The following is a 12,585-nucleotide window of genomic DNA, read 5'->3' as shown; positions in this document are numbered from 1 at the left end:
GCATTCGAACGAAAGCTCATGACAGAACTGACGCTCGTCGGAATCTAGAGACTATGGGAAGCCAGCTAACGCGCAACCGACTCTTATGGTGTGAGGCCTTAACCTCAATCACAGTAGCTGTTCGCAGGCTTCAAAACTAACGTTCCACGTTTCAAGGCATAATTGAACGCCAGCCCTCCTCTGCAGCGCTGAGTCGCGACGAGCAGAAACCGGCCCAGAGTGTGTAAAAACGCTCATGGACTTCATCGTCGTGGAGGATTGACGTTCGTTGACTGAGCGATCGCACGGTCATATCACGGGCCATATCAGTCGTAGCCTGGAACACGCCAACGCTGTTTTTACAGCCTCTGGAATGGGCCAAAATCAGCCTTTTCAGGCCGTCAGCGCTTCATCAAACCGTTGGCACCGATGATTTTCATGACCCGTTTCAAGGTGTAGGCAAGTACATTCAAGCTCATCTCCGCACTCACTCCGGCCAGCTTTCGCGTCAGGAAGTGTGTCGCCCCATCCATTGTTTGAGCGTCCCGAAGGGATGCTCAACCGTCCGTTTTCGGACGCGCATCATCTCCGGTGCTTTGCTCAGCCGAAGCTGCATTTCCTCCAATACAGCTTCATGCTCCCAGCGTCGAACCCGTCGTTCCGTGCTCGGGGTGCATTGCGACTTCAACGCGCAGCCCTGGCATTTCGAACTCCAGTAACGATGCAATTTCAGGCCTTTTTCAACGTATGAGTAGTGCCAGATCAGCGCCTCGCCAGCGGGGCAAATGTATTGGTTTTTTGCCGCGTCATAGATGAAGGCGTCGTTATTGAAACGCCCGTCAGCCTTGGCTCCAGAGGTCATCGGTTTGGGCACATAGGCAGTGATACCGGCATCGTGACAAGCGAGGATTTGTTCGCTTTTGAAGTAACCTCGGTCAGCCACTACCGACAACGCATCTGACGCCATCGCCTCGCGGGCTTGTTTAGCCATCGAGCTGAGTTGATCGCGGTCGGAACCTACGTTGGTCACCTCATGCGCAACGATCAAATGATGCTGCGTATCGACCGCTGTCTGCACGTTATAGCCAACAATTCCCGTGCCGCGCGTCATCATGGATCGGCTGTCTGGATCGGTCAGTGAGACCTGTTTATCCGGTGATTCATTGAGCTGAATTTCGATCGCCTGAAGCTCTTTCATTTGAATTTTGAGCTTGGCGATTTTCTCTTCCAGCCGCACGGCGCTGGGCTCGGTAGCTGTTGGTTCTTGTCGATCACCAGCATCGAGTGCCGTCAGGTAACGGTTGATGTTCGATTCAATTTCTTCCATTCGCCGCTTCAGTTTGGCGCTGGTGAAATTGCGGTCGCGGTTGTTGACGGCTTTAAATTTGCTGCCATCGATGGCGACCAGATGTTCTCCGAACAGTCCCAACTGCTGACACAACACGACGAACTGTCGGCAGACGCCTCGGATGGCTTTTCTGTTGTCTTTTCGGAAGTTGGCGATGGTCTTGAAGTCCGGCATCAAGCGCCCGGTCAACCACATCAGTTCGACGTTGCGTTGGGCTTCTCGCTCCAGGCGCCGGCTCGACTGGATGCGGTTGAGATAACCGTATATGTAGATTTTCAACAAGACCGACGGATGGTAAGCAGGCCGGCCAGTGTCGGCTGGAATGGCACCGTCAAAACCCAGTTTGACCAGGTCAAGTTCATCGACGAAGACGTCAACTACGCGCACCGGGTTGGTATCGCTGACGTAGTCGTCGAGACTCTCGGGAAGTAAGGTGCCTTGGCCTCGATGTTCACCTTGGATAAAGCGCTTCATGGGCGATCCTTGCTATGAAATCCTCAGAAATCATAGCAAGGGTTCACGAAGGCGTTTTTACACACCCTGGGCCAAAAGCAGCCGCTGCAGAACCAAGGCTCGGAGGCTGTTAATCGCGCCATTATTTCAATTTTTTGGACTCGCATCCAAGAGGCTGCCAAGCAAGCCCCTGGGCTGGCCTTTCTAAATTGGGTCAAAGAAGGCGTTCAGAATCACAAGCTGACCATCAATGACAGCGAGGCCAAAATCCACACGGTGAGTGGTACGGTGTTTCTCGTGAGCCCGGGTATTTTCCAACGTTATGCCCAAGAGTTCCCGAGCATATCCAACGCTGTCAATCAAGGCACTGAAGATTGGCGATCACTGCAAAAACAATTCGAAAACTCAAAGTCCACAGGAAGCGTGGTGACGGACTGAATATCTGGTCTTGTAAAGTGCAAGGTCCCAGAAAGAAAGCTACTTTGAGGGGATACTTGATTGCAGATCCTATGTCGCTTTTAGATCAGATGCCGTCAGACAACCCATTTCTCGCGATTGAGGACTGAATGGCTATCTGCTATGCAAAGCTAGCAAAATTACAAGCATGCTCCTTCCTGACAATTTCTTCTAACACTCCCAATAAAACAATTAAATGGTGAGTAACAATTCCCAACAACCATCAGTAATATTTGCAAAATCTAGATATCGACCAGAGTGGCATACCAAACCTTTGTGGGACTTGACAGACGAGGATCCAAGCAGAAAAACAGGGCACAATAAAAACATACCTACTATCTTTACCTTGACCTGGACCGACGCTATCCTAGCAGTGTGAATACCTGCATCGGAGTCAAGTTGTGACAATCGTTGGAGCAATAAAGAAAACTCTCGAATTAGTTGATCGACCTCTCACACATCGAGAAATCTATGAGCAAATCATCGCAAACCAACTTTATATTTTTGGCGCAAAAGATCCTATTTCTCTTGTCAGGAACAAAATAAGGAAACATTGTATCGATCTAGATTTTCCGAGTGCTAGCCCGCGCAAGCTATTTTCCATAGCAAAACAGACCTCCGGCGACTCCATGGTGCGCTATACGCTATGGAATGGAGTTATGCCTGGACCAGAACAAATAACCAAAATCAACACCAGCAAAGACTTAACATCCGAGGAAGTATTATTTTCAAGTCACAAAGAGCATATTTCAAGCATAAAAAACCAGCTACTTGACTGCATTAAATCTTCAGACCCCTCATTTTTCGAACGAATAGTTGTGGACTTATTGCTAAAAATGGGATATGGCTGGGATAGTTCATTGGCTGCTCAGGTAACAGGAGGCAGGGGGGATGAGGGCATCGATGGGGTTATCTATGAAGACAAGCTTGGATTAGAAAAAATTTATATCCAAGCAAAACGCTACAAACTAAACTCAGTCACTCCAAGCGAAATTAGAGATTTCATTGGCGCAATGTCTGTAAAAGGTGCCAGGAAAGGAGTTTTCTTTACCTCTTCAAACTTTACCACTCAAGCAACCAAGCATGCCTCACAAGCTCAAGGAATGAACATCACTCTTATTAATGGATCTTTACTTTGCGACTATTTAGTACAGCACGAAATGGGTATTGACAGAATATTTACTTACCCAGTTTATGAAATCGACCGAAACTTTTTCAGCGACGATTAACAGTTATACTACCAAAATAAAAACCCTAATCACCATATAGGAATAGAGAAGTGAAAATAAAGGCGACCGACCCAGATCTAGCCACTATATACTCAAGAATTAAAGATGGAAGCTTGGACCTGCAACCCGACTTCCAAAGGGCCGAAGTCTGGAAAACACCGAAAAAAAAACTTCTTATTGACACCATACTTCGCGACTGGCAAGTACCGCCAGTGCACGTAATTCTAAATGAAGACACAATGATTCAAGAAGTATTGGATGGACAGCAACGCTTGAGCGCCATCAGGGACTTCATTGACAACAAATTTAGAATCGACGGCCATATTGAACCGTTAGACGACGACCTGCAGGAACTAAACGGTCTGAGTTACTCCCAGCTTCCAAGCAAAGTTAAAAATAGACTTGATCGTTATGCAGTACGAGTCTTCGAGATCCTTGAGTACAACCAGGGAGAACCTGGTGAGCTATTCAATAGACTAAACGAGTCACTGAAGCTCACCTCAGCCGAAAAACGTAATGCGTACGTTGGCAAACTTCGAACTCAAATCAAAAAACTTGTGGAAGAGCTCGACAAAAACGGCCTGGATCGCAGATTCTTGGGGTTCAGCAACCAACGCATGGCTTATCACGACCTCTTCATTAAATTATGCTATATGTTGGAGTGCGGCTCACTGATAGCTTCATACACCGAAAAACAGCTCAACGACAGAGCTCGAGATGACAAGCCCTTCTCAGCGAATATTATCAACGCAATAAATGAAGCCATTAAAATTTTGGGAGTTGCAAAAAATGACCTGGATCGCTCCCAAATCGACATCCACGTTACAAAAGCCTCAATTAACACCTGGCTTTACTTTATAGCAAGTCAAAAATTGACCGCAAGCATTTTTTCAGAAAGAGAATTTTCAGAAATTTTTGTAAAATTCGAAACCGACCGGGCTTACTTCCGTCGGTTTAGCAAGCCTCCAAGCAGAGGTTTGAAATTAACCGACGAGACTTTAGGCGAGCTGTTTTCCATATTCGGCGTACGTTCTACTTCACGAGTTACAACTACTAGCTCACTCATAATTCGGGACATAATTATATCTCTATTCTTTTACCTCTACTACCCTGCCTCGATACGAAAACTTGAGCCAGAGAAGGCGAAGGCAGTGCGCAAATTAATCATCCTCCTAAGTGATGACGAGAAACCCACCGCTGCAGTTCTCGAAGAATTTGCTGATGACTCAATTTGGGAGTACGCATTATGAAGCAAGCTGCATTAAAGGATTGCCGCAGACACCTCGATCAATTCAAAAAATTCACCCTATATATAAAGCAAATCACAATATGCGGCATTGATGAGATTGAGGATATCACCCTAAATTTTACATCAGCACTGACATCTATTTGCGGAAGAAATGGCGTAGGGAAAACATCCCTACTGAAGTTAATTTACAAAACGCTGACAAAGGAAGATTTAGGGCTCGGAGTATTTCGCGACAGCGACGCTAGCAAGTTGAGAATTAAATTAATGCGACGCGGAAACGAGATTGACATTAGCCCTAATGACGAAACCAAGATCCCAAACACGTTCTACTTCGACCCATCTACTTTTGCATTAAAAATTATCGAAGAGTACAAGCGCGATGTAGACAAAAATGGCTGGATGAATGGGTCAGCAAAATATGAACTGGACGAAGAAAGCCTGCTTTGGATTGGACGGATAACAGGCAAGGCCTATCAGCGCATCACCGTGAGCGAAGTAAGCCACATAATTGAAGACACAACGTTTCCATATTTTGAGGTTTGCAGCGACTCAAACACATACCGCACAGAAGACATGGGTCAAGGAGAGCATAAAATACTCGTAACAGCTTGGCGATTTATGAGCCTTGAAAAAGATAGCATACTGATAATGGAGGAGCCTGAATCCTTTATCTGCCCAGTCAGTCAATTTAGATTAATGGAATTCATTGCAACTATAGCAAACGATAAAAAAATTAATATATTAATGTCTACTCACTCCGAACACATACTAAAGGAGCAAGGAGTATCATCAATAAATGTTATGTACCTCGGAGCCAAGCGAAAGATTGCCACAGACCATCTCAAAGCACTGACAGCCTTAGGCTTGACGCCGGAAAAAAAGTCAGTATTGTTAGTCGAAGATGCATTCGCCAAGCTAGTTCTTGAGGCAATTTTAAAAGACAGGGCGCCAGGCGTCTATCTTAAAAGCCACATCCATGTACTTGAAGGCGAGTCTAATATCCAGATGTTATCCAAGCACTACAAGGGAATATCTGGACTGAATTACATCGCCGTGTATGACGCCGATCAGATTGTACAAGCAGACGACTTCCACCCAAACATCCCCAAAATATTCCTACCTTCTGCAGAGAAACTTCCACCCGAGAAAGAAGTAATTAAGTCTATTAAACCACATGCACGCAGACTAGCAGAGCTTATAAATTTCCGAGGCGACCATGATGATTTTCATGCGATCACCAACAGAATATCTTCTGACTCACATGAATTCTTCATAGACTTAGCAAAAGAGTGCAAAGACCTGGGTGAGTTCATCAATCTAGGGTTGTTGAAACAGATCGCCATAACGCTATGGATGGAGCTTAACCCAATACTTATAAATCAGTTTATTTTCGAAATAAACAATTTCAGCCATACCCTAAGCATCAACGTTCTAGAGAAGACTACTGGCGAACCACTCCGTTATGGAATAGTTGGAGAAAACCTTAAATACCAACTTGAAGATAAATTTGACTCATTCCCATCAGGTCATCACAACGGAAAATTAGTTCATAGCGCTGAGCTTCAAAAAATGATTTTAACTCTGGCTAATTAGGTATACGGCCCCGGAATGAGATGCTGTGTATTAATAGTGAATCACTCTGGACTATTCGTCCAAGCCTCACCGATCCCCTTGAATGGATCGCAAGACCTTGAGATATCTGTTGACTTTGTAAGCCGTAACGAAGGCCAGCACATCCGCCTTCAGTGCAGCGAAGTCAGGATACTGGAAGACCTTGATTGTGGCGTCTTTGACCGTCCGGTGCATATGCTCAACGTGGCCATTGGTACACGGGTGGTACACATGGATCAGTCGATGTTTGATGGCTTGCTCATGGGAGACGCGATCAAAAAATGCACTCACCGAACCTGTTGGTCGCGCCGTTGCGATACCAGGGCTGCTCGGTGAATGCTACGCCGTTATCAGTCCGGATGGTGTGGATCTTGTACGGTAACGCCTGCACGATCTGACGTAGAAACTCAGCTCACTGCCGGCCGCCCGAAAAGCTAACTCGAGAGGGGATGGCAATACATTGCGCTTTCCCATCTGTCATTCGACCAACGCGACCTCGAACGGATTCGTAGCTATGCCAACTATCTGTAGCAACACCGTCCAGCGAAAGCCTCCACGATGCATAGCCTGAGGGCATGCTCGATCGCGGAATGGAACTGGTGGCATGAGCTTTATGCTGCACCGGTCCTCCTCCTCAGTGGTACGGCACCGTGAGACCAGGCGGCAAGGCTGATGTCAGTAGCGTCTCCATTGCCTACAGGGCTCAGCACCATGACACTGGTACGATCGCCGTCAATCTTCAGGCGGAGTATCAGAATGGTGAACTTTACCCCCTGGCACGGCGCTCTGAATTAACCATACCGATTTAGCTACTATGCCTGGGACTACAAGCTACACGGTGCTGCAGCAGCTCCACCCTGCCCTTGGGCGATGGGATACCGCCAGCTACGGAACGTTGACTGTTGGCTTATAGAAGCCGGGCGATTTACTAACCGCGCCCCACAAGCCGACAGCCGGACCTAACCATTCTGTCGACCCACCTTGTGTGTATGTTAAAAATATGTAAAATAACATACTCATAGAAAAAACACGTCCTGAGCCATGAATATTTTCGTCCACTCATTCCCATGCGTTAGGGGCATACAGGCCGGGCGGCCATGCTATATCGCGATGTGCCCGATGCGCCTTGTGCCAAAAATATTCATGTTTAATGAAGAAAATGTGCCACCCGACCTACGCGCCCAGCGCACATTGAACCTTGCTAGGGTCCCAGAGATATCAGCGTACCTGATTGACAATCGCGACGATTACACCCTATCCGCGATCACTGCATCTGTTGACGGCGTTGTCCAGTTCACCCCTGCTTCCGACACAGGCTTGGGGCAAAGCATTGGAACGCTCACAATTCCCATGGAAGCTCCGATCCTGATCAACGACGGCCAGCATCGGCGCGCAGCCATCGAGCAAGCAATTCGTGAGAATCCAGAGCTTGGCCACGACAACATCCCAGTCCTTTTCTTTATTGATGAAGGGCTCAATCGCAGCCAGCAAATGTTCGCCGACCTCAACAAGCATGCCGTACGGCCGAGCAACTCAATCAGCACCCTTTACGACCACCGCGATCAGATTTCTGATCTGGCCAGGTATCTGGCAAAAAATGTAGACGTCTTTTCCAGGATGACTGAGCTGGAGAAGTCCAGTCTCTCCCCTCGCAGTTCCAAGCTCTTTACTCTCAGCGCCATCAAAAATGCGTCCCGTGTCCTCTTGAAAAAAGGGAAAGGTGATCTCATCGCGCAAAACGAGAGAGAGCTCGCAAAATCTTTCTGGGAAGAGGTATCTCTACAGATGCCCGATTGGATAAGGGCCAAAAACAAAGAGCTGTCGACGTCTGAGCTACGTGACAACTACATCCACGCCCACGGCGTGATGCTGCAAGCGATGGGACTCGTCGGTGCTGAGCTGATTATCCGCAAAGAATCCGAGTGGAAAAAAACCATCAGCCAACTGCGCAGCATCGACTGGTCCAGAGCCAATCCTGAATGGGACGGCCGGGCCATGGTTCACGGCCGGATCTCCAAAGCCACAACGAACGTTGCACTCACCGCCAGTCTCATCAAGAAGAAACTTGGTGTCCCGCTGTCCACGGTTGAACGCGAGTTAGAAAACAGGTTTCCTCAAAAATGAGTAATGATCAATTTCTCTATCCATCACACGATGACTTCGTTCAGGAAGCGATCATTGCTGGTAGACCATTAGCGGACGCTGTCCGCGAGCTTCAGAGCATTTACAAGGCAGATAATCGCCCTTGGGTGGTAGGGTTCAGCGGTGGTAAAGACTCCACCGTGATTCTCTCGCTCACATACTACGCCTTGAAGATGTTGCCGCCTGAGGAACGCCATAAGCACGTGTACGTGGTCTCCTCCGACACTCGAGTGGAAACCCCTGTAGTCGTCGACATGATCCGCCAGGTGCTTGATTCGGTGAACGCCCAGGCGATTCAGGATCAACTACCCATGACAGCACACTCTGTCACTCCTGAAGTCGGCGAGACGTTTTGGGCCAACCTGCTGGGCAAAGGCTACCCTGCCCCAACCAAAGCATTCCGTTGGTGTACTGAGCGGATGAAAATTGACCCTGTGAGCGAGTTTATCAAGGACAAGGTAGCTCGCTTCGGTGAAGTCGTGGTTGTGCTTGGCTCCAGGCGAGAAGAAAGCTCCACGCGTGCCCAGGTAATCACACGCCACAAAATCGATGGTTCTGCACTAGGTCGACACACGACATTGCACAATGCGTATACCTATATGCCCATTGAGCTTTGGCACGCTGATGATGTGTGGGAATACCTCATGAGCGCTGCAAGGCCTTGGGGTGGCTCCAACCGAGTACTGTTTGAGCTCTACAAAGACTCCAATGCTGGAGAGTGCCCGCTCGTCATCGATACCAATACACCATCATGCGGAAACTCGCGTTTCGGATGCTGGACCTGCACTGTAGTGACACACGACAAAGCGATCGAAGGACTCGTAAACAGCGGAGAGGACTGGATGCTACCGCTGCTCCAGTTCCGCAACCAACTGCACGCCAGCTCGCTGCCCGAAAATAAGACTGAATTCCGTAACTACAAACGTCGTACCGGGAAAGTGACCTTCGCAAGAGGGGCTATCGATGACGACTCCAATACCGCCGCCAAGCACGTGCCTGGCCCGTACTGGATGAAATATCGTCGAGAGTGGCTGAAGCTACTTTTGGAAATTGAGAAGGGTATTCGTGAGACTGATCGCGAGATTGAGCTGATCGGCCGTGACGAGCTGCAAGTGATTCGCCAACAGTGGCTCAAGGATCCAAACGAACCGGACTGGATTGATTCGCTTCCTAAAATCTACGGAGAGGTTTACCCCGAAGATACAGTCGAGTGGATCAAAAATGATGCCGGCGCGTTTACTGAACCTGATGCGGCCATTCTCAACGCTCTCGAGGCTGAGCGCGGCGTTCCAGCAGTGCTGATCATGAAACTCATCGATACAGAGTTGTCATTCTCAGGGCTTTCACGCCGAAAAGGCATTCTGGACGAGCTGCAGAAAGTCCTGGAGCAAGACTGGGGTGGATTGGACGAGGCGATGGAACGACGCGCCGTACCTAAAGTTACCGATACGTACAAGACTGCTTTCGAATCTCTGAAAGCCGACATAGATGGCTTGCTGCAATGATTATTGACTCTCTTTCAGTACTAGATTTCCGCGTGTTTAGCGGAGCCCACAATTTTGACCTGGTTCCGAAGATCAAAAGAGGCAAAAACGCGCCTATTGTTTTGTTTGGCGGCCTAAACGGCGGCGGCAAAACGACCATTCTGAGCGCGCTGAAGCTTGCCTTGTACGGTAAAGGCGTACTGGGCTCCGGTGCAACGGTTGCCGAGTACCATCAGTATCTTCGTGAATGCATACACAGAGCTCACAACAGCATCGCCAAGCCTACGCGATCGGCTGTCGAGCTGACTTTTCGCTATGCACAATATGGTGTTATTTCGAGCTATCAACTGACGCGCGATTGGTTTGTTGACCATGCTGGAAAGGTAAAAGAAGGCCTGATCATTTCAAGGGACGGGCACCCTCTGACCGAGCTTTCCTATGATCAGGCACAAGCATTTCTCAACGAGCTGATCCCGATCGGCGTCTCTGAGCTGTTTTTCTTCGACGGCGAAAAAATCGCGAGCCTTGCCGAAGAAACATCCGGAGATGCTTTGCGTGAATCGATCAACAAGCTTTTGGGCTTGGATCTCATCGATAGATTGCACTCCGACCTCTCCGTTATCATTAGAGGGCGCTCGATCAAAAAGGCTTCTGAAGATCGCAAGCAAAAAATTGCTGAAGCAGAACGGACATATAACGATCTGAACGAGCAGCTGGCAGAAGTACGCGAAAAGCTTCTCCTCATGCGCGTGAATACTGTCGAGGCCAACAAGAACCTTGGCAACATCGAAGCGAGCATCAATGCACGCGGTGGCGCCTGGAGCGCCTCCAGGCAAGAGGAAACGGTCAACCTCGATGCATTGGTTAGCGACAAAAAAGCCATAGAGCACACCCTGCATGACATGCTCAGCGGCCTGCTACCTTTCGCTATAACTCAAAGTCTCAACGAGAAACTGCTAGCGCAAATTGACGCTGAGCAACGCGCAGAAAAAGCACAGGTACTCTCCGAATACTTGCAACGTCAGCAGAGCAATTTTCTAGCAGAAGTCGAATCTGCCTTCGCTATGACAAAGGATCAACTCCCTGCCCTTCAAGATATTTTTCTGAGGACATTCGGATCAGAGGTCGCGAACAGCGCTGAACAAGAAGCTCCAGTACATGAGCTCTCGGATACTCAACGATTCAGCATCACTCATCGCCTACAGAACGATGTTGGCTCGCTCCAACAGCGTGCTGCTGACTTAGTGATGACGCTTCAGGAAACCGATAGCCAGATCGAATCCGCCCGGGAAAATATCGCTAGAGCGCCCGACGAAAAAGTACTGATCCCACTATTTAACGAACAAGGGCAGCTACAAGGACGGCTTTCCGCTCTTGAGGAGCAGAAATCGGTAATGGCTGAAGAAGCAAAGGCCCTCCTCGCACGTCTGTCGGTGGCTGCACGCCAGTTAGACGATCTCTACACCGAAATAGCGGAGTCCCAGGAAGATGAGCGCCTGACCGGTCTTGCACAGAATGCCAAAGATGTATTGAAAGAGTTCTCTACTCGCGCTCGAATTGAAAAACTCAAAGAGCTCGAGTCGCAGTTTTACACCTCATTCAATGGCCTGGCTCGCAAAGAAGATAGGAATCTCAGCATTCAGATCGATCCAAACACCTTCGAGGTCGTACTGATCGACGATGAAGGCGTAATACTTCGTAAAGAAGAACTGTCAGCCGGCGAGAAGCAAATCTTTGCGATCTCTATCTTGGAAGCGCTGGCCCGCACTTCAGGGCGAAGCCTGCCAGTTGTGATCGACACACCGCTAGGTCGACTGGACTCGGTTCATCGGAAAAAGCTCGTGGTAAATTATTTCCCTAAGACAAGTCACCAAGTCATCATTCTCTCGACGGATACCGAAATTGATTACGCCTTCTATGAAGGCCTACAGGGAAGTATTTCGCACTCTTATCATCTGGTATACAACCCAGAAACTCGGTCCACTCAAGCAGAGGAAGGCTATTTCTGGCGGTGGGCACAAAACGCATGAACGTATTTCCGCACAAATTTAAAATATCAGCCTCATCCACTGCGAAGCTGAAGTACCTTAAATCGAAGACAGGCCTGACGCCCAATATTTTGAGTAGATTTGCGATCGCGCTTGCACTCGCTGACGAGAATGGGCTTGGCAATGCAAGTGTGTCAGACCTGGATGGCCAGGAATTCAACGCCCCAACTCTATTTGGCGAGCACTTGGATATCTACGAAGCACTACTCAGGCAGTTCACGCATCAAAGTGCTCTAGAGTGGGATCCCGTCAGGCATGTCGCTTCTCTCATCGAGGTAGGCTTGCATAAAATGGGACATGTACGCTCCCTGAAAGACGTAGCCTTGCTGATAGGAAGTAAATAAAAAGAGCCCACCTTCAGCGGTGGGCTCAACCGTTAACGAGCCTATTGGCGTTAAGCTCAATTGAAAAACACTAAAACTGCATTCTAATGGGTGCTTTCCGAATATCATTTATGATTCTGATTTTCTGACTATCGTGTTCAACCATTGATTTACACTTCGTCCAGCCAAATCTTTTGAAAATTTTCCCTACGTCATTCCCACGTCACCGGCAAGCCGCACTGCACTCTGCAGTTTTGGAGCCG

Annotated in this window: 8 protein-coding genes and 2 pseudogenes; 8 read left to right on the top strand and 2 right to left on the bottom strand. The window is 48.5% G+C overall.

Annotated features, from left to right (window positions below; genetic code table 11):
* Nucleotides 1–380 precede the first annotated feature (380 nt).
* A pseudogene (locus PMI23_RS01845) lies at nucleotides 381–1,801 on the bottom strand (IS1182 family transposase).
* 168 nt (nucleotides 1,802–1,969) lie between these two features.
* Between PMI23_RS01845 and PMI23_RS29130 the strand changes: the two are divergent.
* The 4 genes and pseudogenes from PMI23_RS29130 to PMI23_RS01830 all read left to right on the top strand — a co-directional run.
* A pseudogene (locus PMI23_RS29130) lies at nucleotides 1,970–2,346 on the top strand (conjugal transfer nickase/helicase domain-containing protein); the annotation flags it as partial.
* Between the two features lie 291 nt (nucleotides 2,347–2,637).
* Nucleotides 2,638–3,465: a restriction endonuclease gene (locus PMI23_RS01840; protein WP_007915179.1), complete on the top strand. Its 828-nt coding sequence runs from the start codon at nucleotides 2,638–2,640 to the stop codon at nucleotides 3,463–3,465.
* 50 nt (nucleotides 3,466–3,515) lie between these two features.
* Nucleotides 3,516–4,715: a DUF262 domain-containing protein gene (locus PMI23_RS01835; RefSeq protein WP_007915178.1), complete on the top strand. Its 1,200-nt coding sequence runs from the start codon at nucleotides 3,516–3,518 to the stop codon at nucleotides 4,713–4,715.
* Nucleotides 4,712–6,307, top strand: coding sequence for an ATP-dependent nuclease (locus PMI23_RS01830; RefSeq protein WP_007915175.1), 1,596 nt, complete (start codon nucleotides 4,712–4,714; stop codon nucleotides 6,305–6,307). The genes PMI23_RS01835 and PMI23_RS01830 overlap by 4 nt, the downstream gene beginning before the upstream one ends.
* 66 nt (nucleotides 6,308–6,373) lie before the next feature.
* Here PMI23_RS01830 and PMI23_RS30255 read toward each other — a convergent pair whose 3' ends face one another.
* The gene (locus PMI23_RS30255) at nucleotides 6,374–6,616 is read right to left on the bottom strand and encodes an integrase core domain-containing protein (protein ID WP_157279728.1); all 243 of its coding nucleotides are present in this window, start codon (nucleotides 6,614–6,616) and stop codon (nucleotides 6,374–6,376) included.
* Between the two features lie 750 nt (nucleotides 6,617–7,366).
* On the opposite strand from PMI23_RS30255, the gene dndB reads away from it, so the two are divergent.
* From dndB to PMI23_RS01805, 4 genes are read left to right on the top strand one after another with little or no spacing between them, the layout of a single operon-like run.
* The gene (gene dndB, locus PMI23_RS01820) at nucleotides 7,367–8,449 is read left to right on the top strand and encodes a DNA sulfur modification protein DndB (RefSeq protein ID WP_007915173.1); all 1,083 of its coding nucleotides are present in this window, start codon (nucleotides 7,367–7,369) and stop codon (nucleotides 8,447–8,449) included.
* A complete protein-coding gene (gene dndC, locus PMI23_RS01815) occupies nucleotides 8,446–9,972 on the top strand; it encodes a DNA phosphorothioation system sulfurtransferase DndC (protein ID WP_007915171.1) in 1,527 nt (508 codons plus the stop codon). The genes dndB and dndC overlap by 4 nt, the downstream gene beginning before the upstream one ends.
* Nucleotides 9,969–11,981, top strand: coding sequence for a DNA sulfur modification protein DndD (dndD, locus tag PMI23_RS01810; RefSeq protein WP_007915169.1), 2,013 nt, complete (start codon nucleotides 9,969–9,971; stop codon nucleotides 11,979–11,981). Before dndC ends, dndD begins: the two co-directional genes overlap by 4 nt.
* Complete coding sequence (locus tag PMI23_RS01805) at nucleotides 11,978–12,343, top strand: DndE family protein (RefSeq protein WP_007915167.1); 366 nt, start codon at nucleotides 11,978–11,980, stop codon at nucleotides 12,341–12,343. Before dndD ends, PMI23_RS01805 begins: the two co-directional genes overlap by 4 nt.
* Nucleotides 12,344–12,585 lie beyond the last annotated feature (242 nt).

This window comes from Pseudomonas sp. GM24 (assembly GCF_000282235.1).
GTDB lineage: Bacteria > Pseudomonadota > Gammaproteobacteria > Pseudomonadales > Pseudomonadaceae > Aquipseudomonas.
This window is presented reverse-complemented; position numbering and strand designations above follow the sequence as displayed.